Source organism: Streptomyces sp. NRRL S-87 (assembly GCF_000719335.1).
GTDB lineage: Bacteria > Actinomycetota > Actinomycetes > Streptomycetales > Streptomycetaceae > Streptomyces.
Genome location: NZ_JOGB01000040.1, coordinates 1 through 23,546 on the forward strand (window position 1 = coordinate 1; position 23,546 = coordinate 23,546).

Annotated in this window: 20 protein-coding genes and 2 pseudogenes; 15 read left to right on the forward strand and 7 right to left on the reverse strand. The window is 75.6% G+C overall.

The window, feature by feature from the left end:
• Positions 1 to 471: 471 nt before the first annotated feature.
• Positions 472 to 843: a hypothetical protein gene (locus IF43_RS0124120; RefSeq protein ID WP_030204278.1), complete on the reverse strand. Its 372-nt coding sequence runs from the start codon at positions 841 to 843 to the stop codon at positions 472 to 474.
• A gap of 386 nt (positions 844 to 1,229) precedes the next feature.
• On the opposite strand from IF43_RS0124120, the gene IF43_RS0124125 reads away from it, so the two are divergent.
• From IF43_RS0124125 to hypE, 14 genes and pseudogenes are all read left to right on the forward strand, one after another.
• On the forward strand, positions 1,230 to 2,927 hold the full coding sequence (locus tag IF43_RS0124125) for an enoyl-CoA hydratase-related protein (RefSeq protein ID WP_030204279.1): 1,698 nt from the start codon (positions 1,230 to 1,232) through the stop codon (positions 2,925 to 2,927).
• 91 nt (positions 2,928 to 3,018) lie between these two features.
• Positions 3,019 to 4,074, forward strand: coding sequence for a hydrogenase expression protein HypE (locus IF43_RS0124130; protein WP_030204280.1), 1,056 nt, complete (start codon positions 3,019 to 3,021; stop codon positions 4,072 to 4,074).
• Between the two features lie 67 nt (positions 4,075 to 4,141).
• Positions 4,142 to 5,929 carry a nickel-dependent hydrogenase large subunit gene (locus IF43_RS0124135; protein WP_030204284.1) on the forward strand — a complete coding sequence of 596 codons (1,788 nt, stop codon included), beginning with the start codon at positions 4,142 to 4,144 and terminating at the stop codon, positions 5,927 to 5,929.
• On the forward strand, positions 5,926 to 6,465 hold the full coding sequence (locus tag IF43_RS0124140) for a hypothetical protein (protein WP_030204286.1): 540 nt from the start codon (positions 5,926 to 5,928) through the stop codon (positions 6,463 to 6,465). Before IF43_RS0124135 ends, IF43_RS0124140 begins: the two co-directional genes overlap by 4 nt.
• Positions 6,462 to 7,100 (forward strand): annotated as a pseudogene (locus IF43_RS0124145) (DUF5947 family protein); the annotation flags it as partial. The gene IF43_RS0124140 and the pseudogene IF43_RS0124145, both read left to right, overlap by 4 nt.
• A 149-nt stretch (positions 7,101 to 7,249) precedes the next feature.
• Positions 7,250 to 7,990 carry a DUF6084 family protein gene (locus tag IF43_RS0124150; RefSeq protein WP_078910399.1) on the forward strand — a complete coding sequence of 247 codons (741 nt, stop codon included), beginning with the start codon at positions 7,250 to 7,252 and terminating at the stop codon, positions 7,988 to 7,990.
• Positions 7,987 to 9,594, forward strand: a complete 1,608-nt coding sequence (locus IF43_RS36835; protein WP_051795985.1) for a hypothetical protein — start codon at positions 7,987 to 7,989, stop codon at positions 9,592 to 9,594. The genes IF43_RS0124150 and IF43_RS36835 overlap by 4 nt, the downstream gene beginning before the upstream one ends.
• Positions 9,591 to 10,151 (forward strand): hydrogenase maturation protease, encoded by a 561-nt coding sequence (locus IF43_RS0124160; RefSeq protein ID WP_078910400.1) that lies wholly within the window; start codon positions 9,591 to 9,593, stop codon positions 10,149 to 10,151. The genes IF43_RS36835 and IF43_RS0124160 overlap by 4 nt, the downstream gene beginning before the upstream one ends.
• A 250-nt stretch (positions 10,152 to 10,401) precedes the next feature.
• Positions 10,402 to 10,755 (forward strand): annotated as a pseudogene (locus IF43_RS0124170) (hydrogenase maturation nickel metallochaperone HypA); the annotation flags it as partial.
• Positions 10,756 to 10,895: 140 nt separating this feature from the next.
• Complete coding sequence (hypB, locus tag IF43_RS0124175; protein ID WP_030204308.1) at positions 10,896 to 11,627, forward strand: hydrogenase nickel incorporation protein HypB; 732 nt, start codon at positions 10,896 to 10,898, stop codon at positions 11,625 to 11,627.
• Positions 11,628 to 14,099, forward strand: coding sequence for a carbamoyltransferase HypF (gene hypF, locus IF43_RS0124180; protein WP_051795988.1), 2,472 nt, complete (start codon positions 11,628 to 11,630; stop codon positions 14,097 to 14,099). It abuts the gene before it with no gap.
• Positions 14,068 to 14,421 carry a HypC/HybG/HupF family hydrogenase formation chaperone gene (locus IF43_RS36840; protein WP_030204315.1) on the forward strand — a complete coding sequence of 118 codons (354 nt, stop codon included), beginning with the start codon at positions 14,068 to 14,070 and terminating at the stop codon, positions 14,419 to 14,421. The genes hypF and IF43_RS36840 overlap by 32 nt, the downstream gene beginning before the upstream one ends.
• Positions 14,418 to 15,725: a hydrogenase formation protein HypD gene (gene hypD, locus IF43_RS0124190; RefSeq protein ID WP_078910402.1), complete on the forward strand. Its 1,308-nt coding sequence runs from the start codon at positions 14,418 to 14,420 to the stop codon at positions 15,723 to 15,725. The genes IF43_RS36840 and hypD overlap by 4 nt, the downstream gene beginning before the upstream one ends.
• The gene (hypE, locus tag IF43_RS0124195) at positions 15,718 to 16,782 is read left to right on the forward strand and encodes a hydrogenase expression/formation protein HypE (protein WP_030204321.1); all 1,065 of its coding nucleotides are present in this window, start codon (positions 15,718 to 15,720) and stop codon (positions 16,780 to 16,782) included. Before hypD ends, hypE begins: the two co-directional genes overlap by 8 nt.
• A gap of 57 nt (positions 16,783 to 16,839) precedes the next feature.
• Here hypE and IF43_RS0124200 read toward each other — a convergent pair whose 3' ends face one another.
• Positions 16,840 to 17,787, reverse strand: a complete 948-nt coding sequence (locus IF43_RS0124200) for a helix-turn-helix transcriptional regulator (RefSeq protein WP_078910403.1) — start codon at positions 17,785 to 17,787, stop codon at positions 16,840 to 16,842.
• A gap of 243 nt (positions 17,788 to 18,030) precedes the next feature.
• Between IF43_RS0124200 and IF43_RS0124205 the strand changes: the two genes are divergently transcribed.
• Positions 18,031 to 19,428, forward strand: coding sequence for an MFS transporter (locus tag IF43_RS0124205; protein WP_030204324.1), 1,398 nt, complete (start codon positions 18,031 to 18,033; stop codon positions 19,426 to 19,428).
• Between the two features lie 151 nt (positions 19,429 to 19,579).
• On the opposite strand, the gene IF43_RS0124210 is transcribed toward IF43_RS0124205, so the two are convergent.
• The 5 genes from IF43_RS0124210 to IF43_RS0124230 all read right to left on the reverse strand — a co-directional run bounded on the left by IF43_RS0124210 (position 19,580) and on the right by IF43_RS0124230 (position 23,432).
• Complete coding sequence (locus IF43_RS0124210) at positions 19,580 to 20,566, reverse strand: hypothetical protein (protein ID WP_030204329.1); 987 nt, start codon at positions 20,564 to 20,566, stop codon at positions 19,580 to 19,582.
• The gene (locus IF43_RS0124215) at positions 20,563 to 20,931 is read right to left on the reverse strand and encodes a PadR family transcriptional regulator (protein ID WP_030204332.1); all 369 of its coding nucleotides are present in this window, start codon (positions 20,929 to 20,931) and stop codon (positions 20,563 to 20,565) included. The genes IF43_RS0124210 and IF43_RS0124215 overlap by 4 nt, the downstream gene beginning before the upstream one ends.
• 117 nt (positions 20,932 to 21,048) lie before the next feature.
• On the reverse strand, positions 21,049 to 21,708 hold the full coding sequence (locus tag IF43_RS0124220) for an NAD(P)H-binding protein (RefSeq protein WP_030204335.1): 660 nt from the start codon (positions 21,706 to 21,708) through the stop codon (positions 21,049 to 21,051).
• A 182-nt stretch (positions 21,709 to 21,890) separates the two neighbouring features.
• Positions 21,891 to 22,298: a hypothetical protein gene (locus tag IF43_RS0124225; RefSeq protein ID WP_030204338.1), complete on the reverse strand. Its 408-nt coding sequence runs from the start codon at positions 22,296 to 22,298 to the stop codon at positions 21,891 to 21,893.
• 198 nt (positions 22,299 to 22,496) lie between these two features.
• On the reverse strand, positions 22,497 to 23,432 hold the full coding sequence (locus IF43_RS0124230; RefSeq protein WP_078910407.1) for a C40 family peptidase: 936 nt from the start codon (positions 23,430 to 23,432) through the stop codon (positions 22,497 to 22,499).
• Positions 23,433 to 23,546 lie beyond the last annotated feature (114 nt).

Sequence of the window (23,546 nt, forward strand, 5' to 3'; positions counted from 1 at the left end):
ACCCCACCCCGACCCGAACGCCCGACCCCCAGCACCCACTCCGACCCGAACACCCACCCCGACCCGACCACCCGACCCGAGCCACTCCCACTGCTGACCCGACCAGGCATCCACCCCACCGACGACCACCCGAACCCCACCCGTCCACGACGACCCTCGCCGATCCGACGCCCCTTCCACGACGACCTCCGGGAACCGGCCTCCTCAGCCTCCACCCTCCCGGACCCGACCCCCTCGGAACGGGGACCCCCTCGGCCCCGGATCCGACCCGAAAGGAGCCGCCCTTCGCACCATTGACCGACCCTCCCCGACCCCGGCGGCCGCCCCGCCGGAACGGACGCGGGACGGGGGACACGGCGTACTGCACCGCGCCGGATCCCCCGTCCCGCGTCCGCGTCCGCGTCCGGTACCGGCCCCCCGCCGACGCCCCCCGCCCCGGACGCACCGGGCGACACGGCCAGGTCCCCCTGGCTAGAGCCTCTCCTCCATGCGGATGGCCGTCTCCAGGTCCTCGTGCGCCCGCCCCGTACGGCCCTGCTGCTGCTCCAGCAGCGCGGCGGCAATGGCATCGAGCTTGCGCTGGATCGCGTGCTCGGCGCGGCGCTCGGAGTTCTTCAGCAGGGCCAGCAGGAGCAGGGACACGGCCCCGATGGCGTCCCCCGCGATGTTCTGCCACTCCAGCCCCAGGCCCGCGACGTGCACCACCACGAAGGCGGCGACCAGCGCGACGCAGACCAGGGAGAAGACCGAGGAGCTCGTGAAGTTGGACGCGAGCTCGGCCAACCGCTCGAAGCGGTTGCGGCGCGCCTCGCCCGTGCGTTCCGCAGGATGCTGGAAGGCCATGTGCCGCTGCTGCCCCCGACGCGCGCGGGCACACCTGCCCCGGACGCACGGCCCCGCAGCCGGCCCCGCATCCGCCACCCCAACCGCCACCTCATCCGCCACCCCATCCGGCCCCGCATCCGCCACGGCATCGAGCCCCGCACCCGCCCCCGGCCGCACCGCCGCATCCGGCTCCGCCCCCCGCCGACCGGCCCTGCCCGCCCACCGCTTTCGAGTGACCCCGCTGCCCGGCTCCGCCGCGCCGCGCCCGCCGCCCCGGAATCATCGCTGGCGGCCGGTCATGCCCCGGTCACGCGGAACGGCCGGAGACGGCTCCCTCCGCGTCCCCACCGCAAGGCCGGCCCCGCCCCGCGCGACCCGGCTCCGGCCGCCGCCGGGAGACACACGTGCACATCCTGCTCGTCGCGAGCGCCTTCAACAGCCTGACCCAGCGGGTCCACGCCGAACTGCGCGACCACGGCCACCGCGTCGCCGTCGAGCTCGCGCTGCCCGGCACCTGCCTCGCCGGGGCGGTGGACCGCCACGACCCGGACCTGGTGATCGCGCCGATGCTGCGCACCGCCCTCCCGGAGGAGGTCTGGTCGGCCCGGACCTGCCTGATCGTCCACCCGGGGCCCCCGGGCGACCGCGGCCCCTCCTCGCTGGACCACGCCCTGCACGACCGGGCGGACCGGTGGGGCGTCACCGTCCTCCAGGCCAACGCCGAAATGGACGGCGGCGACGTCTGGGCCTCGGCGGACTGCCCGCTGCCCCCCGTCGGCAAGAGCGACCTCTACCGCGGCGAGATCGCCGACGCGGCCATGGAGGCGGTCCTCGAGGCCGTGGAGCGGTTCGCCTCGGGTACGTACGCGCCCCGGCCCCAGGACGCCGGCCCCGTCCGCCCGGCGGTCCGCCAGGAGCAGCGGCGCATCGACTGGGACGCCGACCCCACCGAGCGCGTCCTGCGCGTCCTGCGGGCCGCCGACTCGCGGCCCGGCGTCCTCGACGACCTGCTCGGCACCCCCTGGTACCTGCACGGCGGCCACCCCGAGGACCGCCTGCGCGGCCGGCCCGGGGAGCTCCTGGCCACCCGGGCCGGCGCGATCTGCCGGGCCACCACCGACGGCGCCGTGTGGATCCCGGAGCTGCGCGCCCCGCGCGTCCCGGGCGGACCCGCCCCGGTCAAGCTCCCCGCCACCCTGGCGCTCGGCGACCTGCTGCCGACGCTGCCCGAGCGCCCGGCCCCGCCGGCCTCCGCCCGCGGCCGGCGCACCTGGTCCGACATCGGCTACCACGAGGACGGTGCGACCGGGTTCCTGACCTTCTCGTTCCCCGGCGGCGCCATGAGCACCGCACACTGCCGCCGGCTCCTCGCCGCCTACCGGGCCGCCTGCACCCGTCCCACGTCGGTCCTCGTCCTCGGCGGCGGCCGGGACTTCTTCTCCAACGGCATCCACCTGGGCGTCATCGAGGCCGCCGCCGACCCGGCCGCCGAGTCCTGGGCCAACATCAACGCCATCGACGACCTCGTCGAGGCGGTCCTGACCACCACCGACCGCCTCGTGGTCGCCGCCCTGGGCGGCAACGCCGCCGCCGGCGGCGCCATGCTCGCGCTGGCCGCCGACGAGGTCTGGTGCCGGGCCGGCGCCGTCCTGAACCCGCACTACCGCCTGATGGGCCTGTACGGCTCCGAGTACTGGACGTACACCCTGCCGCGCCGGGTGGGGGACGCGGCCGCCGCCCGGCTGATGGCCGACGCCCTGCCCGTCAGCGCCGCCGCCGCCCGGAACGCCGGCCTGGTCGACCGTACGGTCGCCTGCGCCCCGGGAGCCTTCGCCGAGCGGACCGCGGCGCTCGCCGCCCGGCTGGCGGCCGCACCCGGCACCCAGTCCCGGATCGCCGCCAAGAAGGCGCAGCGCGAGCGCGACGAGGCCACCCGGCCCCTCGCCGCGTACCGTGCGGACGAGCTGGCCCGGATGCGGGCCGTCTTCGACGACCCCGACGCGCCCTACCACGCCCTGCGGCGGGCCTTCGTGCGCAAGGAGCGCCCCACCGCGACCCCGCCCCACCTCACGGGCCCGGGTCACCGGACCGGCCGTACATGACGGGGCGCTCGCGCCACCGCCCTGTTAGCAAGAAAGGTAGGCCGCCCACGGCGGTCCGTCCCCCACCGCCCTCCCCGAGGAGGAACCCCGCATGAACGCAGCAACGCCGGTCGAGGCCGACGCCCCTCCGATCCACATCCTCTGGATCAACGCAGGTCTGAGCTGCGACGGGGACTCCGTCGCGCTGACCGCTGCCATGCAGCCGACCATCGAGGAGATCGTGACGGGCGCGCTGCCCGGTCTGCCGAAGATCCACGTCCACTGGCCGCTGATCGACTTCGAGTGCGGACCGGTCGGAGGCGCCGACACGTTCATCGAATGGTTCTTCAAGGGCGAGCGCGGCGAGATCGACCCCTTCGTGCTCGTCGTCGAGGGCTCCATCCCCAACGAGCAGATCAAGCAGGAGGGGTACTGGTGCGGCTTCGGCGACGACCCGGAGACCGGCCAGCCCATCACGACGAGCGAGTGGATCGACCGGCTCGCGCCCAAGGCCCTGGCCGTCGTCGCCATCGGCACCTGCGCCACGTACGGCGGCATCCACGCCATGGAGGGCAACCCCACCGGAGCCATGGGCGTGCCCGACTACCTGGGCTGGGACTGGAAGTCCCAGGCCGGCATCCCGATCGTGTGCGTCCCGGGGTGCCCGATCCAGCCGGACAACTTCTCCGAGACGCTCACCTACCTGCTCTACCAGGCGGCCGGCTCGGCCCCGATGATCCCGCTCGACGACAAGCTGCGCCCGACCTGGCTGTTCGGCAGCACCGTCCACGAGGGCTGCGACCGGGCCGGCTTCTACGAGCAGGGCCAGTTCGCCGAGACCTACGACTCGCCCAAGTGCCTGGTCAAGCTCGGCTGCTGGGGCCCGGTCGTCAAGTGCAACGTGCCCAAGCGCGGCTGGATGAACGGCATCGGCGGCTGCCCCAACGTCGGCGGCATCTGCATCGCCTGCACCATGCCCGGCTTCCCGGACAAGTTCATGCCCTTCATGGACGAGCCGCCCGGCGCCAAGGTGTCGACGAAGACCAGCGGGGCGTACGGCGCCGTCGTCCGCAGGCTCCGCTCGATCACCCTCCACACGGTGGACCAGGAGCCCAAGTGGCGCCGCACCGGCCCGAAGCTCGCCACCGGCTACCGCCCGCCGTGGTGACCCCGGCACCTCCCCGCACCAGCCCGCCCCGCAACTCCCGCACCCCGGAAGGCTCACGGCACAGACGATGACAACTCCGAAGACCAGAACGGCCGGTGACGGCAACGGCCTCGTGGAGATGGCCTGGGATCCGATCACGCGGATCGTGGGCAGCCTCGGCATCCACACGAAGATCGACTTCAAGCAGAAGCGGGTCGCCGAGTGCTACAGCACGTCGTCGGTCTTCCGCGGCTACAGCGTGTTCATGCGCGGCAAGGACCCCCGCGACGCGCACTTCATCACCAGCCGCATCTGCGGGATCTGCGGCGACAACCACGCGACGTGCTCGGTGTACGCGCAGAACATGGCGTACGGGGTCAAGCCGCCCCACCTCGGCGAGTGGATCATCAACCTCGGCGAGTCCGCGGAGTACATGTTCGACCACAACATCTTCCAGGAGAACCTGGTCGGGGTCGACTACTGCGAGAAGATGGTCCGCGAGACCAACCCCGGGGTCCTGGAACTGGCCGAGCGCACCGAGGCCCCGCACGCCGCCGAGCACGGCTACCGCACGATCGCCGACATCATGCGCTCCCTCAACCCCATCGAGGGCGAGTTCTACCGCGAGGCGCTCCAGGTCAGCCGCTACACGCGGGAGATGTTCTGCCTGATGGAGGGCCGCCACGTGCACCCCTCCACCCTCTACCCCGGTGGTGTCGGCACCGTCGCCTCGGTGCAGCTGTTCACCGACTACATGAGCCGCCTCATGCGGTACGTCGAGTTCATGAAGCGCGTCGTCCCGCTCCACGACGACCTCTTCGACTTCTTCTACGAGGCGCTGCCCGGGTACGAGGAGGTCGGCCGGCGCCGCGTGCTGCTCGGCTGCTGGGGCGCCCTCAACGACCCCGACCACTGCGACTTCACGTACGCCAACATGACCGACTGGGGACGGAAGATGTTCGTCACCCCGGGCGTGGTCGTGGACGGCAAGCTGGTCACCAACGACCTCACGCAGATCAACCTCGGCATCCGCATCCTCCTCGGCAGCTCGTACTACGACGACTGGGAGGGCCGGGAGCAGTTCGTCACCCACGACCCGCTCGGCAACCCGGTCGACCCGCGCCACCCGTGGAACCAGCACACCATCCCGGCCCCGCAGAAGCGGGACTTCGACGACAAGTACAGCTGGGTGATGTCGCCGCGCTGGTTCGACGGCAAGGACCACCTCGCGCTCGACACCGGCGGCGGACCCATCGCCCGGCTCTGGTCGACCGCGCTGTCCGGCCTGGTCGACGTCGGGTACGTGAAGGCCACCGGGCACAGCGTCGTCATCAACCTGCCCCGCACGATGACCAAGCCGGAGACCACCTTCGAGTGGCGCATCCCGAAGTGGAGCAACGCGCTGGAGCGCAACCGCGCCCGCACGTACTTCCAGGCCTACGCGGCCGGCATCGCGCTGCACTGTGCCGAGAAGGGCCTGGCCGAGGTCCGCGCCGGACGCACCCAGACCTGGGAGAAGTTCGAGGTCCCGGACGAGTCCATCGGCTGCGGGTTCACCGAGGCCGTCCGCGGCGTGCTCTCGCACCACATGGTCATCCGCGACGGCAAGATCGCCAACTACCACCCGTACCCGCCGACCCCGTGGAACGCCAGCGTCCGCGACTCCTACGGCACGCCGGGCCCCTACGAGGACGCGGTGCAGAACACCCCGATCTTCGAGGAGAACCCGCCGGAGAACTTCAAGGGCATCGACATCATGCGCGCCGTGCGCAGCTTCGACCCCTGCCTGCCGTGCGGCGTGCACATGTACGTCGGCGGCGGCAGGACCGTCAAGCAGCTGCACGTCCCCACCGGCCTGAGCGGGCTGGGCGGATGAGCGCGCGCACCGTGCCCGACGCCCGGGAGGCCGGGCGCCGCGTGGAGGAGATCCTCGACGGCCTGGCCGGGGCCGGGGACCGCCCCGCCCTCGCGGCCGCCGAGGAACTCGTGCGGGTCCTCATGGAGTTCTACGGCGCAGGTCTCGCCCGCCTCGTCGACGGCCTCGATCCGGCCCGGCTGCCCGGGCTCCTCGACGACGAACTCGTCGGCGGCCTGCTGGCGTTGCACGACCTGCACCCCGAGGACGTCCACACCCGCATCGGCCGGGTGCTGGCCGCCGCGCCGGAGCCCGTCGAACTCGCCGGGTTCGACGAGACCGAAGGGGTGCTCAGGCTCCGGCAGGCTGCCGCGGGCGGCGGCTGCGGATGCGGCTCCGCCGGTACGGACACGGCCCGCCGGACCCTGGAGGACGCGGTCGCCACCCTGGTGCCCGAGGTCGTCTCGGTCGAACTGGAACCCGCCGGGAGCACCGGGCCGCGGCAGCCCCTGCTCCAGATCGGCACCCGGCCCCCGGCCCCGGCGCGGGCCCGGTGACCGCCGCCGCACCGCACACGGCGAGCCCGCTCGGAAGGGGCGGGCTGCGCCGGTTCACCGGACCGCGTCCGCCGCGGCCGGAGGTGTGCGAGCTGTGCGGGACGCCGGTGGCCGGCGACGGCCACCGGCACGTGGTCGAGACGGAGCGGCGGGCGCTGGTGTGCGCCTGCCGGGCCTGCGCGACGCTCTTCGACCGGCCCGGCGCGGCCACCGGCCGCTACCGGGCCGTGCCCGACCGCTACCTCTCCGATCCGGACCACCGCCTGGACGAGGGGGCCTGGGAGCTCCTGCGCATCCCGGTGGGTGTGGCGTTCCTCTTCCGCAACGCGGCCCTCGACCGGCCGGTGGCGCTCTACCCGAGCCCGGCGGGCGCCACCGAGAACGAACTCGACCCCGACGTCTGGCAGTCGGTCCTCGACTCCGGCCCGCTCGCCGGACTCCTCAGGCCCGACGTGGAGGCCCTGCTGCTGCGCCGCACGGACGGTCGCACCAGCTGCCACCTCGTACCCATCGACATCTGCTACGAACTGGTGGGCCGCATGCGCCTGCTGTGGCAGGGCTTCGACGGCGGCGCCGAAGCCCGCACCGCCCTGGCGGAGTTCTTCGCCCGGGTCGAGCACCGGGCCCGCCCGGTCGGCCGGGTCGGCCCGGTCGGCCCGGACGGGACGGACGGGACGACGGGCGGGACCGCGAACCGGCCCGCCCCGGCGACGTCCACTCCCGCGGCCTCCGAGCCGCCGACCCCGGACCCGACGGCCCCGACCCGGACGGGGGCGGCCCGCCCATGACCGACCTCACCTTCGCCTGCACCGGCGTGACCGCCGACCCGTACGCCGCCGGCCCCACCCTGGTCTTCCGGCTGCGCATCACCGCGCCCCCGCAGACCCGGGTGCACGCCCTCGCCCTGCGCTGCCAGCTGCGCATCGAACCGGCCCGGCGCTCCTACGGCCCCGCCGAGGCCGAGGGGCTGACCGACCTGTTCGGCGAACGCTCCCGCTGGGGCACCACCCTCAACCCCCTCCAGTTCGCCCAGGTCGCCCTGATGGTCCCGGGGTTCACCGGGGAGACCGAGGTCGACATGCCGGTGCCGTGCACGTACGACATGGACATCTCGGCCGCCCGCTACTTCGACGCCCTCCGCGACGGCGCCGCCCCGCTGCTCCTGCTCTTCTCGGGCACGGCCTTCACCGGACCCGGCGGCTTCCAGGTCGCACCCGTGCCCTGGGACCGGGAGGCGGCCTTCCGGCTCCCGGTGTCCGTCTGGCGCGAGATGGTCGAGCAGCACTTCCCCGGCTGCGGCTGGCTGAAGCTGCCCCGCGAGACCATGGCCGCGCTGCTCGCCTACCGCTCCCGGCACTCCCTGGCGTCCTGGGAGTCGACCGTACGGGCCCTGCTCGACGCCGCCGCCGCGGCCGAGGCCGTACCCCCGCCCGGCGCCCCGCCCCCGCCGTCCGACGCCCCGGCGCGCTCCCACCGGCTCGGTGCCATCCTGTCCCGGACCGGCGGCGAGAGGCCCGCGCCATGACCACCACCCGCGCCACGACCCCCGCCACGCGCAGCGCACACCCCGGAACCGCCGGGTTCGCGCACGCCCGGCAGGTCGCCGACGCCGTCCTCTTCGAGGGGTACGTGCTCTACCCGTACCGCGCCTCCGCCGCCAAGAACCGGCTGCGCTGGCAGTTCGGCGTACTGGTGCCGCCCGCGTGGGGCCCCGCGCACGGCGAGCACTCGACCTCGCGGACCGAACTGCTCATGGAGCCGCGCGGCACGGACGCCGTGCTCGCCGTCGAGCTGCGCTTCCTGCACGCCCTGCGCCGGACCGTCCAACGGGTGCTCCCCGACGGAGGCTTCGAGGACACCGCCGAACTCCACCTGCCCGACCGGGTGCTGGTCCCCTGGGACGAGGGCGCCGAGGAGCGGGTCGAGTTCGCCGTACCCGTCGGGGACCTGCTCGGCGACGGACACCTCCAGCCGTTCGCCCGGCGGGCCCGCGAGGAGACCGAACCCGTCCACGACTCCGCCGGCCGCACCGTCGGCCGGCTCGTCCGCCGCGCCGCGCCCGTCCAGGGCGCCGTACGGCTGCGGGCCACCGAACTCGACGTCCCCTACCGGGCGTTCCGGCTCACCGCCACGGTGGAGAACACCAGCGGCTGGGTCCCGGACGGCGCCTCCGAAGCCGCCGACCGCGACGCCGCACTGCCCCGGTCGCTGGTCGCCGCGCACCTGCTGCTCGGCCTGAGCTCCGGCTCGTTCCTCTCGATGACCGCGCCGCCGGAGTGGGCCCGCGCGGCGGTGGCCGCCTGCGAGAACCGGCACACCTGGCCGGTGCTGGCCGGCGCACCGGGCCGGGCGGACGTCGTCCTCTCCTCGCCGATCATCCTCGAGGACCATCCGGCCATCGCCCCGGAGAGCGCCGGGGCCATGTACGACGCCACCGAGATCGACGAGATCCTCGCGCTGCGCACCGCGGCCCTCACCGAACAGGAGAAGCGCGAGGCCCGCGGCACCGACGCCCGGGCCGCGGCCGTCGTCGACCTTGCCGACTCCCTCCCCCCGGAGGTGCTGGAGCGCCTGCACGGCGCGGTCCGCTCGCTGCGCGACGTCACGGGCGACGACACCGGCCTGACGCTCCCGGGCGACGACGGCCCCCGGCCGCTCCCGAGCCACGGCAGCCCGTGGCCGCTGCCGGGACACGACGGCCCGCTGCCGGGACACGACGGCCCGCTGCCGGCCCCGGGCCCGGACGCCGGCCGCCCGCCGGAGTCCGCCGACCCCGACCTGTTCCGGCCCGACACCCCCTGGTGGGACCCGGCAGGCGCCGCCCCGGCCGGCCCGCCGCCCGACCGGGTCCTGGTCGACGGCGTCCTCGTCGGCGAGGGCAGCCGGGTCCTGCTGCGCCCCGGACTGCGCCGCACCGACGCCCAGGACCTGTTCCTGGCGGGCCGCGCCGCCCTGGTGGAGTCCGTGCTGCACGACGTCGACGGCGTCGTGCACCTGGCCGTGACCGTCGAGGGCGACCCGGGGGCCGACATCCGCCGGGAGCAGGGACGGTTCCTGTACTTCCAGCCCGACGAGGTCACCCCGCTGCCGGACGCCCCCGGTTCCGGGTCCCCCGGGGAGGAGGCGTGAGCGGCCGGACCCTGGTCGCCGGCATCGGGAACGTCTTCCTCGGGGACGACGGCTTCGGCGTGGAGACCGTACGGGCCCTGGCCGGACACCCGCTGCCCGGTGCCGCCGAGGCGGTCGACTTCGGCGTCCGCGGCGTGCACCTCGCCTACCAGCTGCTCGACGGCTACGACACCCTCGTCCTCGTCGACGCCACCGCCCGCGGCGGCGCGCCCGGAACCCTCTACCTCGTCGAGGTCGACGAACCCGGGCGGATCCCGGTGGAGACGGAACGGGCCGCCGTCCTCGACGGCCACCAGATGTCCCCGGACACCGTGCTCGCCCTCCTGGGCACCCTGTGCGCGGGCACCGGCGGCAGCCCTCCCGGACGGATCCTCGTCGTCGGCTGCGAACCGGCCTGCCTGGAGGAGGGCATCGGGCTGACCGAGCCGGTGGCCGCCGCCGTGCCGGAGGCCGTACGGATGGTCCTGGACCTGCTGGACGAGGCCGCCCGGCGACCCGCCGCCGGCCCCGTCGGCACACCGGAGCCGCGCACCCCCGCCGGCCTCCCCGAGAACTGAAGGAGACACCGTGAAGAAGGTCCTCGCCGGCGCCGTGTTCGCCGCGCTCGCCGTCGTGTTCGCGTCCCAGCTGCCCGACCTCCGGCGGTACCTGCACATGCGCCACATCTGACGCGCCGGACCGCGCGCACCGCCTCCGGTGCGCGCGGTCGCACCGCCGAACGGCGTACGGGCCGCACGGCGCGACGGCGAGCCCGGCGGCATCCGACCCGCTCCGCCGGTGTAATGAGCGGCGGCAGGACGGAGTCCGATGCACGAGATGTCGATCGCCATGGCCGTCGTGGCCCAGGTGGAGGAGGCGGCCCACACCGCCGGCGCGCGCGCCGTCAGCGAGGTCCGCCTCCAGGTGGGGGAGTTGGCCGGAGTCGTCCCCGACGCACTGGCCTTCTGCTTCGAACTCGCCTGCGCCGACACGGTGCTGGCCGGTGCCGCCCTGGTCGCCGAGCCGGTTCCCGCCCGCGCCCGCTGCCGGCCCTGTGCCGCCGACTGGGACGTCGGCATGCCGCCCGACCTGTGCTGCCCCGCCTGCGGTTCGGCGGCCGGCACCGAGCTGCGGACCGGCCGCGAACTCCAGATCTCCGGCGTGACCTGGGACGACGGGCCCGCCCGCGCGCCCGGCCCGGAGCAGGCCCCGGAGCCGGCCCCGACCGCGAGCCCGCCACCGCCCCCGTGCCCGGCCCCGCCGCGCCGGACGTACCCGCCCGCGCGCGCCACCGCGAACCCCTCCCCGAGGAGCGCTGAACCATGTGCCGAACGGTCGACCTGAAACAGGCGGTGCTCGCCAAGAACGACGAGGCCGCGCACACCCTGCGCAGCCGCCTCACCGCCGCCGGCACCACCACCGTCAACCTGCTCTCCAGCCCCGGCAGCGGCAAGACGGAGCTCCTCGAACGCGAACTCGGCCTGGCCCGGCGGCGCGGCGTGACCGCCGCCGCCCTCACCGCCGACCTCGCCACCGAGAACGACGCGCTCCGACTCGCCCGCTCCGGCGTCCCGGTCAAGCAGGTCCTCACCGACGGCCTCTGCCACCTGGAGGCCCACATGCTCGGCCGCCACCTCGACGGCTGGCTCCCCGCCGGCACCCGGCTGCTGTTCGTGGAGAACGTCGGCAACCTCGTCTGCCCCGCCTCCTACGACCTCGGCGAGGACCTGCGCGTGGTCCTCGCCTCCGTCACCGAAGGCGAGGACAAGCCCCTCAAGTACCCGACGGCCTTCGGACTGGCCCACCTGGTGCTGGTCACCAAGCACGACCTGGCGGCCGCCGCGGAGTTCGACGAGACGGCCTTCCGCCGCAACGTCGAACAGGTCAACCCGGGCGTCGAGGTGGTCCTGACCTCCGCCCGCCGCGGCACGGGCCTGGGCACGCTCCTCGACCGCGCGCTGGCTCTCGGCGCCGGTACCCCCGCCCACGTCCCCGTCATGGCCGGCCGCCCCCGCGCCGACCGGCACGCCCACGCCCACGCGCACGGACACTGAGTGACCGGCGCACCGTCGGAAGCCCCCCGGCGCCGCCGCGTCACCGTGCGCGGCGTCGTCCAGGGGGTCGGCTTCCGCCCCTACGTGTACACCCGCGCGACCGCCCTCGGCCTCGCCGGACACGTCACCAACACCCCCGACGGCGTCGTCGCCGAGGTGGAGGGCCCGGCCTCGGCCGTGCGGGAGTTCTGCGAGCGGCTCGCGGCGGACGCGCCCCCGCTGGCGGTGGTCGACGCCGTCCACCACAGCGAGCTGCCGGCCGCCGGCACGACCGGCTTCACCATCGTCGCCTCCCGCACCGAGGGCGCCGCCCGCACGCTCGTCTCCCCGGACACCGCCACCTGCGCCGACTGCCTGGCCGAACTCGCCGACCCGGCCGACCGGCGCCACCGGCACCCGTTCATCACCTGCACGCACTGCGGGCCCCGGTTCACCATCGTCACCGCCCTGCCCTACGACCGCGCGCACACCACCATGGCGGGCTTCCCCCTGTGCCCCGACTGCGCCCGCGAGTACGCCGACCCGGCCGACCGGCGCTTCCACGCCCAGCCCGTCGCCTGCCCGGCCTGCGGACCGCGGCTGCGGTTGCTCGCCGGCGACCCGCCCCGGGAGGACCCCGGCACCGACCCGGTCGCCGGAGCCCGCCGGCTGCTCGCCGCGGGCGCCGTCCTCGCCGTCAAGGGCCTCGGCGGCTACCACCTCGCCTGCGACGCGTCACAGGCCGCCGCGGTCGCGGAGCTGCGCCGCCGCAAGGGCCGGGGCGACAAGCCGTTCGCGCTGATGGCGCCCGACCTCGCGACCGTCGAGCGGCTGGCGGCGGTCGGCCCCGAGGAGCGGGCCCTGCTCACCGGCGCGGTCCGCCCGGTGGTCCTGCTGCGGCGGCGCGCCGCCGGCCCGGCGGCCCCGGGCCGGGCGGCGGCGCCCCGGATCGCGGACGAGGTCGCCCCGCGCTGCCCCGACCTCGGATTCATGCTCCCGTACACGCCCGTGCACCACCTGCTGCTCGGCCTGCCCGGCGATCCGCCCGGCCCCCGACTGCTCGTCATGACCAGCGCCAACCTGACGGGCGAGCCCATCGTCACCGACGACGCCGAGGCCCTGGAGCGGCTCGCCGGCATCGCCGACGCCTGGCTCACCCACGACCGGCCCATCCACGTGCCCTGCGACGACTCGGTGGTCCGGATCTGCGACGGCGCGCCGCTGCTCGTACGGCGCTCCCGCGGCCACGCGCCGCTGCCGCTCACGCTGCCCGTGCCCGTCCCGGCGGCCCTCGCGGTCGGCGGGGACCTCAAGAACGCCTTCTGCCTCGGCCGCGACCGGCAGGCCTGGCTGTCCGCCCACATCGGCGACATGGACTCGCTCGCCACCCAGGCCGCCCACGAACGCGCCGAGCGGCAACTGGAGTCCATCACCGGCGTCACCCCCCGGCTGCTCGCCGCCGACCTGCACCCCGGCTACCGGTCCACCCGCCTCGCCGAGCGGCACGCGGCCGGCCGGCCGCTCGTCCACGTCCAGCACCACCACGCGCACGTCGCCGCCGCCCTCGCCGAGCACGGCCATGACGGTGCCGCCCCGGTCATCGGCATCGCCTTCGACGGCACCGGCTACGGTGACGACGGGGCGGTCTGGGGCGGCGAGGTGCTGCTCGCCGACTACCGCGGCTACCGGCGCTTCGCACACCTGGCGTACGTCCCGCTGCCGGGCGGCGACGCGGCCGTGCGCCGGCCCTACCGCATGGCCCTGGCCCACCTGTGGGCGGCCGGCCTCGACTGGGCGCCCGACCTGCCCTGCGCGGCCGCCTGCCCGCCCGACGAACTGGCCGTGTTGAAGCGCCAGTTGGAGCGGGACCTCAACTGCGCCCCGACCTCCAGCATGGGCCGCCTCTTCGACGCCGTCTCCTCACTGGCCGGGATCTGCCACCTCGCCGGGTACGAGGCGCAGGCCGCGGTCGAGCTGGAGGCCGCGGCACTGGCGGCCGCGGACGCCGACGACGGCCCCGGCTACCGGTTCGCCCTGCGCCACCCCGCCCCCCGGGGCCGCCGCGACGCCCCCGCCGCGGAAGACCCGCTCACCGCCGACCCGGCCCCCCTGCTGACCGCGGTCGTCGCCGACCTGCGCCGCGGCACCGCGGCCCCGGTGATCGCGGCCCGCTTCCACCGCGCGGTGGCCGGACTGGTCCTCGAGCTCGGCGAGGCCGCCCGCGACCGGCACGGGCTGGAGACCGTCGCCCTGACCGGCGGGGTGTTCTGCAACACCGTGCTGTCGACCGCCTGCGCGCGGTTGCTGCGCGGGGCCGGGTTCACGGTGCTGCGCCACCGGCAGGTCCCGCCGAACGACGGCGGCCTGGCGCTCGGCCAACTCATGGTGGCGGCCGCCCGACAGGGCTCGGCCGGATCGGACGGACGCGCCCCAGCGGCGGCCACGGAACGAGGAGGAAGCCATGTGCCTGGCGGTACCCGGCAGAGTGGTTGACATCGGCGAGCGGGACGGCACCCGCATGGCCACCGTCGATTTCGGCGGGGTGGTCAAGGAGGTCTGCCTGGAGTACCTGCCCGACCTGCAGGTCGGCGAGTACGCCATCGTGCACGTCGGGTTCGCGCTGCAGCGGCTGGACGAGGCCTCCGCGAAGCAGACCCTGGAGCTGTTCGCCGAACTCGGCATGCTCCAGGAGGAGTTCGCAGACCCCTGGGAGCTCGCGGCCGCCGAGGCCGGCGGCCCCGCGTGGCCCTTCGAGGACGGTCCGGCGGCGTCGCCCGCCGGTGCGGGAGCGGTGCAGGAGGCGGAGCGGCAGTGAAGTACATCGAGGAGTTCCAGGACCCGGACCTCGCCCGCCGGCTGCTGGACGACATCCGCGCCACGGTCACCCGGCCCTGGGCGCTGATGGAGGTCTGCGGCGGGCAGACGCACACGATCATCCGCCACGGCATCGACCAGCTCCTGCCCGAAGAGGTCGAGTTGATCCACGGGCCGGGCTGCCCGGTGTGCGTCACCCCGCTGGAGGTGATCGACAAGGCGCTGGCGATCGCCGCCCGCCCCGACGTCGTCTTCTGCTCCTTCGGCGACATGCTCAGGGTCCCCGGCAGCGGCAAGGACCTCTTCCGCGTCCGCGGCGAGGGCGGCGACGTCCGGGTGGTGTACTCCCCGCTCGACGCCCTCAGGATCGCCCGGCAGCACCCGGACAAGCAGGTCGTGTTCTTCGGCATCGGCTTCGAGACCACCGCCCCGCCCAACGCCATGACGGTGCACCAGGCCCGGAAGCTGGGAATCCGCAACTTCAGCCTGCTGGTCTCCCACGTCCGCGTCCCCCCGGCGATCGAGGCGATCATGCGCTCGCCCAGCTGCCGGGTCCAGGGTTTCCTGGCCGCCGGGCACGTGTGCAGCGTGATGGGCACGGCGGAGTACCCCGAGCTCGCCGACCGCCACCGGGTTCCCATCGTGGTCACCGGCTTCGAACCGCTGGACATCCTGGAGGGCGTACGGCGGGCCGTGCGCCAGCTGGAGCGAGGGCAGCACCGGCTGGAGAACGCGTACGCGCGCGCCGTCCGCCCCGAGGGCAACCCCGCCGCCCTGGCCATGCTGGCCGACGTCTTCGAGGTCACCGACCGGGCCTGGCGCGGCATCGGCACCATCCCGGACAGCGGCTGGCGGCTGTCCGACCGGTACCGCGAGTTCGACGCCGAACACCGCTTCGCCGTCACGGACATCAGCACCCGTGAGCCGGCCGAGTGCCGCAGCGGCGAGGTGCTCCAGGGGCTGATCAAACCGCACGAGTGCGAGGCCTTCGGCACCGCGTGCACCCCGCGGAACCCGCTCGGCGCCACGATGGTCTCCAGCGAGGGCGCCTGTGCGGCGTACTACCTCTACCGGCGGCTGGACCTGGCCCCGCCGCGCCGGGCCGACGCGCCGCAACCCGCTTCCACGCCCACGCCCGCTTCCACGCCCACGCCCGCTTCCACGCCCATGCCCGCCTCTGTGCCCCCATCCGCACCCGCGCCCGCGCCCCTGGCCGTCGAGGTGGCGCCGGCGGGTACCGCCGCTCCCGGCGCGACGACCACGCCCGCCGCCACGGACGACCTGGAGGCGACCCCCGTTGTCTGACACCGCACCGCTCGACATCACCGGCTGGACCTGCCCCGCCCCGCTGCGCGACCATCCGCGCGTGGTGATGGGCCACGGCGGGGGAGGGGCGCTCTCCGCCGAGCTGGTCCAGCACGTCTTCGCCCCGGCCTACGGGGGGCCGGCCCTCGCCGGCCTCGGCGACAGCGCCCAACTCACCCTGGGCGGCGTCCGGCTGGCCTTCTCCACCGACTCCTACGTCGTCCGCCCGCTGTTCTTCCCCGGTGGCTCCATCGGCGACCTCGCCGTCAACGGCACCGTCAACGACCTGGCGATGAGCGGTGCCGTCCCGGCCTACCTGTCCTGCGGGTTCATCCTGGAGGAGGGCGTCGAGACGGCCACCGTCGCCCGCGTCGCCGAGGCGATGGGCGCCGCCGCCCGGGCCGCCGGGGTCGAGGTGGCCACCGGCGACACCAAGGTCGTCGAGGCCGGACACGGAGACGGCGTCTACGTCAACACGGCCGGCATCGGCCTGATCCCGGCCGGGGTCGACCTGCGCCCCCAGCGGGTGGTCCCCGGCGACGTGGTCATCGTGAGCGGTGAGATCGGCCTGCACGGCACCGCGATCATGAGCGCGCGCGAGGGCCTGGAGTTCGGGGTGGACGTGGTCAGCGACTGCGCCCCGCTGGGCGGCCTGGTCCAGGCGATGCTCGCGGTCACCCCCGACCTGCACGTGCTGCGCGACCCCACCCGCGGCGGACTGGGCGCGGCGCTCAACGAGATCGCGGCGGCCTCCGGCACCGGGGTCGTGATCCGCGAGGGCAGCGTCCCGGTCCCGCCCGCGGTCGCCAACGCCTGCGCCGTCCTGGGCCTCGACCCGCTGTACGTGGCGAACGAGGGCAAGCTCGTCGCCTTCGTCCCCCGGGAGCACGCCGACGCGGTCCTCGACGCCATGCGCGCCCACCCGCTGGGCCGGCACGCGGCCGTCGTCGGCGAGGCGGTGGCCGAGCACCCCGGCCTGCTGGTGGCCCGTACCGCCCTCGGCGGCACCCGGGTCATCGACCTCCCGGTCGGCGAGCAACTCCCGCGCATCTGCTGAGGCCGGCCGCCCCGGGCCGCGAGGGCGCGGCCCGGGGCGGGTGGTTCGGCGGCCCGCTCAGGGGGCGGACGGCCCCGCCACGGCCAGCGCGAGCAACCGGTCCAGCCCTGCGCGCGACTCCTCGTCGGCCGGGGCGAACGTCATCAGCCGGGGTCCCGCCGACGGGCCGAGCCACAGGTTGGTCACGGTCAGGCGCAGTTCGCCCACGTCGGGGTTGCGGAAGCGCTTGGTCCGCAGCCCCTGGCCGAGCACCTCGTGCCGCTCCCAGATCTCCGCGAACTCGGGGATCGCCTGCAGCCGCGCCAGCAGCGCCTTCCACGCCGGCTCGGCCAGGTGCTCCGCCATCGAGGCCCGCAGCTTGGCGGCCATCGTGTGCATCGTCTCGTCGAGGTTGACCACCGAGGCGCGCCACGCCGGGTCCGTGAAGGTCAGCAGCACGCAGTTGCGGTCCTCGCGGTCGAGAGCGTCCATGTCGCGCAGCAGGCGCCCGTACGTGCGGTTGTACGCGAGGATGTCGTACCGGCTGTTCTGGACGCAGGCCGGCAGCGGCTCCAACTGCGTCAGCAGCTCCCGCAGTTCGGGGGTCACGGTCGGGCACGGGCCGCCCGGCGCCGGGTCGGCGGAGCCTGCCAGGGCGAACAGGTGGGCCCGCTCGGTCGAGTCCAGCAGCAGCGCCCGCGCCAGTGCGTCGAGCACCTGCGGCGAGACCTGGATGTCCCGGGCCTGCTCCAGCCACGTGTACCAGGTCACCCCCACCGAGGACAGGTGCGCCACCTCCTCGCGCCGCAGCCCGGGCGTGCGCCGGCGGGTGCCGCGCGGGAGTCCGACCTGCTCGGGGGTGATCCGCTCGCGGCGGCTGCGCAGGAAGGCGGCGAGCTCGTGGCGTCGCACCTCGCGCTCGGCGCGGGCGGCGTCCCGTACCGTGTCCGGCGCCGCCTCCGGTGCCCGGTCCCGTACCGCCGTGGCCGCCCCGGAGGGCGGTTGCTGCTGCGTCATCGTGGCCATGCTCCCAGCGTGCGCGCTCTGCGGACCCGCACCAGGTGCTCCTGATACGGGTAGCTCCAATACCAGGATAACCACCCTCTGGTACCAGGTTCCCGGGAAGTCGACCATGGTCCCGTGACCGATACGACGACTTCCGCCGCGGACGCTGCCGCGGCCCGTACGACGACCGCCCCGGCCGGCCCCGCCACCGCGGGCCGCACCGCTCCGTCGGCCGCCCCGGGCGCACCCGAGGCCCCGGGCTCCCTGGACTCCCTCGGCTCCCTGGGTTCCCTGGGCTCCCTCGGGCTGTTCACCCTCCTCGTGGGGGCGGCCCTGCCGCTGATCGACTTCTTCATCGTCAACGTCGCCCTGCCCACCATCGACCACGACCTGGCCGCCGGCCCCGCCCTCCTCGAACTCGTGGTGGCCGGCTACGGCGTGGCGTACGCCGTCCTGCTCGTCCTCGGCGGCCGCCTCGGCGACCGCTTCGGGCGCCGGCGGCTCTTCCGGGCCGGCATGGCCGCCTTCGGCCTGACCTCGCTGGCCTGCGGGCTCGCCCCCGACGCCTGGAGCCTGGTCGGCGCCCGGGTGGCCCAGGGCGCGGCCGCCGCCCTGATGCTGCCGCAGGTCCTGGCCACCATCCAGGCCGCCACCCACGGAACGCGCAAGGCCCGGGCCATCGGCCTGTACGGGGCCACGGCCGGCCTCGCCATGGTGGCCGGCCAGATCCTCGGCGGTGTCCTGGTCTCCGCCGACCTCGCCGGCACCGGCTGGCGGGCGGTCTTCCTCGTCAACGTCCCCGTCGCCGTCCTCGGCCTGCTCCTGGCCCCCACGGTGCCCGAGACCCGCAGCGCGAGCCCCGCCCCGGTCGACGTACCGGGCACCCTGCTCCTCGCGCTCGCCCTGACCACCCTGCTCGTCCCGCTCGCCGAGGGCCGTACCGTCGGCTGGCCGCTGTGGACCTGGGTGGCCCTCGCCCTGTGGCCGTTCGCCACGGCCGGGTTCTTCCTGGTGGAACGGCACGCCGACCGGGCCGGCAAGGTGCCGCTGGTGCCGCCGAGCCTGCTGCGGCTGGTGTCGCTGCGCCGCGGGCTGGCCCTGGTCCTGCCGTTCTCCGTCGGGTTCGGCGGCTTCATGTTCGTCGTGGCGGTCGCCCTCCAGCAGGGGCTGCGGCTGGGGCCCGTCGACGCGGGCCTGGCCCTGGCACCGATGGCGGTGGCGTTCTTCCTCGCCTCGCTCGCCGGCCCGCGCCTGGTCGGCCGCCACGGCACCCGGGTGGTGACCGCCGGCGGCCTGCTGCAGGGCGCGGGGCTCGCCGTGCTCGCGGCCACGGCCTGGCGCGGCTGGCCCGACCTGGGCGTCCTGGACCTGGCCCCGGGGGTCGCGCTCGCGGGCCTCGGCCAGGGCCTGCAACTGCCGGTCCTCTTCCGCGTCGTGCTCGCCGACGTGCCGGCCGACCGCGCCGGCGTGGGCAGCGGCGTCATGGTGACCGGCCAGCAGTCCGCACTGGCCCTCGGGGTGGCCACGCTGGGCTCCCTCTTCCTTGCCCTGGTGCCGGCGTACGGCATGCGCACCGCCCTGGTCGCCGTGCTGGCCTGCCAGTTGGTCCTGGTCGCGGTCACGGTCGCCCTGAGCGTGCGGCTTCCGCGCCGCCTCAGCTGACGGGTGCGCGGCGGGACGAGAGCCCGACCGGCCGGAGCGGGCCCGGTGACGGTCCCCGGCCGCCGGCCGGTCACCGGCTCAGCGGTGACCGGCGGGCGGCGGGCGGCGGGCGGCGACCGGCGGGCGGTGCGACCAGCTCGCCCGGGCGGAGTCAGGGCGCCGGGCTGCGTGCGCCCCGGCGCGCCCGTACCGCGGTGACGCAGAGCGCCACCACCGTGAGGGCCAGGACCCCCGCCTGGGCGGCCCACGGCACGGTGACATCGGGGCCCGCCCCCGCCCCGACCACGAACCGGAGCGTGTCGGCGCGGGACAGCAGGACGCAGACGCCGACCGCACCCAGGGCCCACAGCGTCGCCGGTGACACCCGATCGGGTGCGCGCAGGCGGCCGAGTAGGAGGGCGGCCGCGGCGGCCACCACGACCCAGCCCGGCCCCCAGGCGGGATCCGCGACCACGGGCCACGCGACGACCGTCCCGCCGACCGCCACGCCCGCTCCGGCGAGGGCGAGCCCCGGCGGCAGGAACGGCAGCCGGGTCCGCGGTGCCTCGCAGTGGAACCCGCAGCAGACGGCCGCCACCGTGACCCAGGCCACCAACGCCTCGGCCGTCAGTACGGCCGGACCGCCCGTCAGCTGGACCACGAGCGGCTTCAGCGTCGGCACCGCGGCCAGGGCGACGAGCCCCCTGGCGGCCCGCCGCCGCCCGCCCACCAGCGCGGCGTACCCGGCGGCCCACAGGAGGGGCAGCAGCCCCAGCGCGACCTGCAGGGGGTCCGCTCCGAACGTCGCCGACCAGCCCCCCTCGCCGGAGCCCTGCGCGGCGCCGGCGGCGCGCAGGCCCAGGGCCGTGTACGTCAGTGCGCCGGCGGCCTGCAGCAGGACGCTGATCAGCGCGAACTGCCTGATCGCCGCGCCCGCTTCGACCCGCCGGGGGCTGGAGCCCGTCGCCCCGAGCCGGATCCGCACGGCGAGCGCGGCGATGCTCGCGGTCTCCGCCAGGCTCGGTCGCCGCAGCTCCTGCTCGTCCTCCTCGACCCCGCACAGGTAGGTGTCGACCATGTCCTCCTCCCAGCGGGCGCGGTAGTCGGCGGGCAGCATCCGGAGCACGGCGCGGTAGCGCTGCTCGAGGAGGGTGGTCATACCGCACCTCCCCAGCGCGGCATCCCGGCGGCCCCCGCCCCGCCCGGGCGCCCGGGCGCCCGCCCGCGCCCGAGTCGGCGGACCGCCGCCCGCGCCCCGGCGGCCATCCGCTCGGCCTCCGCGGCCAGGGCGCCCGCGCCGTCGTCGGTGATCCGGTAGTAGCGGCGCAGCCGGCCCTGCTGGACCTCCTCGCGGTCGAGCGCGATGAGGCCGTCGTTCACGAGCCGGTCGAGGACTCCGTAGAGGGTGCCGGCCCGCAGGACGACATCGCCCTCCGACAGCTCCTCGACCTCCTGGAGGATCCCGTAGCCGTGCCGGGCCTCGTCGGCCAGCGCGGTCAGGATGAAGAACGCCGCGCGCGTCATGTCCTTGGTACCCATGTCAGCCAGGATATACTGCAAGCCGATATATGCAGCCTCGCTGAGCGAGGTGCCGGCGATCGCACCCGCCCGGCCGAACCGGCCCCGGGCGGCGCCCCCGGCCTACTGCGGGGTCAGCGCGACCACGTCGGCGTACGTCCGGACCGCCGTGCCGCCCGTGCCGCGGGCGAGCGCGGCGATCATCGCGGCCGCGAGGCGGCCGGCGGGCACCGGCCGGTAGGGCTGCGCCGGGCCGACCAGCACCGGAGCCACCAGGGTGGCCAGCGCCATGCCCACCCGCTCGGCGGTCCGCCGCTCCTCGCGCGGTCCGAGGATGAACGACGGCCGGAAGAGCTCCACCTGCTCGTAGCCCACCGCGTCCACCTCCTCCTCCATGTCCCCCTTGACCCGCAGGTAGAAGTTCCGCGACGCGGAGGCCGCGCCGACCGACGAGACCACCGCGATCCGCCGCGCACCCGTCGCGTGGGCCATCCGGGCGACCTCGACGGTGTAGTGCTGGTCCACCGTGCGGAAGGCCTGCTGCGTGCCCGCCTTGCGGATGGTGGTGCCGAGCGCGCCGTAGACGTCGTCGACCGCGGGCACGTCCGCCGGCTTGAGCGCGTCGAAGTCCACGACGCGCACGTCCAGTCGGGGGTGCTCGACGGTCGGCGGGCGGCGGGCCAGCACCGTGAGCCGGTCGTAGTGGGGATCCCTGAGGAGCCGGGCGAGCAGCTGGCCGCCCACCAGTCCGGTCGCTCCAACCAGGAGTGCGCTGCGGGTCACGGGTGTTCCTTTCGCCGGCGATCTCTCGCACCATCGGCGGCAGCGTACTTCGCCCGTACGCGCGGACCGGCCCGGTGCTGCCGCGGCACGGCGGACGGGCCGCCCCACCGTGGGGGAGGGGCGGCCCGTCCGCCGTCGCCGGGCGCCGGGTCAGGGGAGCCGGCAGGTGGTGTGGCGGAGCGTCAGCACTCGTCCAGGCCCGGAGCGGGGTCGACCGACGTGTAGACGTCGACGGCCGGCACGTTTCCCCACTGGCCGTTGTCCAGCTTGGTCCAGTACCAGATGTCGTTGCCGCCGCCGTGGCGGTCGCCGTGGCCCCAGCACTGGAACCAGCTGAAGGCCGTGTTCAGGGGGCCCCGCACCTCGGAGCTGTACGAGCGGTGCTGGTACCCCTTGGCCCCGACGCGGTTGCCGCACCACAGGCGGCGGTCGGAGCGGACCCCGCACTCGGCGGCGGCCGCGGGGGCCTTCGCGGCCTTGACGACCGGGACGGCGGGCACGGCGGCGGCCGGCCCGACGCCGGTGGCGGCCAGGCCCGCGGTGAGCGCGACCGCGGCGAGGGCGAGGGAGAAGTGGCTGCGTGCGGACATGGTTCCTCCTTGGCGGGGCTCCGGGGAGCCCGGTGTGGGTGTGCGTCAGGCACGGCGCGTGCGCGACGGTGGTGAGGGGCCGGCCGTGGGTGAGGGCCGGCCGTGGGTGAGGGTCGCCTCGGGTGCGGGGCGGCCGTGGGCGGAGTCCGACTCCGGGTGGATGCCGGCCGTGGGTGGATGTCGGCTGTGCCGTGGCCCTCAGGGGCAGGTGGGCACGCCGTCCAGCCAGGCGGGTCCCTGGATGTAGATGTTGGTGATCCAGGCCCCGTACTCGGGCAGGTAGGACCACGCGTCGTTGGTGTAGCCGTCCGCGGTCACGGTCTCGGCGTGCTTCTGGCACTGCACGCGCACGGTGGTCGGGCCGTCGAACCGGTGGACCCGTGCGCTGGTGGTGGAGGGCTCGCGGTGCGTCCACACGTCCGTGCCCCAGGTGCGGAACGTACCGGGCTGCGCGGCCGAGCCGCCGATCCGCACCGCGCCGGCGTAGTCCCCGCCCAGCCGGACGTCGCTCACCATGATCCGGGTGCCGGACTGCCGGGCCTCGACCATCTTCCCGGCGCCGAGGTAGACCGCGATGTGGTGGATCGCGCCCCCCGAGCCCCAGGCCAGCAGGTCGCCCGGCAGCAGCGGACCCGTCCCCTCCGCGGCGCCGAACCGGGCCGTCGCCTCCGGGGTGTCGAACTGGTGGCGGGCGTTGCCGGGCAGGACGTCCCGGCCGGTGGCACGGGCGTACGCGTACCGCACCAGCCCCGAGCAGTCGAAGCCCGACCGCTCGGGGTCGTGCTCGCTGGCGGGGTCGCTCGGATCGACCTGACCGTACGTCGGACCCGGCTGCGGCCCGTGGCCGCCGCCCCACGTGTACCAGACGCCGATCTGCTCGCATGCGGCCCGAACGGCGGCCTCCGCCACGGCGGAAGCGCCGGGGGCGAGGACCCCGCAGCCCTCCGCCGCGGCCTTCGCCGGCCCCGCCCCGGCCTGCGGGACCCCGGCGCGCGCGGCCCCGCCGGCCGGTGCGGCGAACGCGGTGCCCCCCGTCACGAGCACCGCGGCCGCCGCCAGCGCGGCCCCCGTCCGCAGGCCGCTCCACCGGCCCGCCGTTCCGCCGCGCGGCGGGCCGTCCGTGGCCCGCGTCATCGGAGGGGTGTCGCCGCGGCCCCCCGTGGCCCGTGCCAACGCCTCCCGGCTCAGGGCGGCGCCGACCGCCCGCCGCCGTGCCCCGCGCATCCGCTCGACCATCTCCGTGTCCCT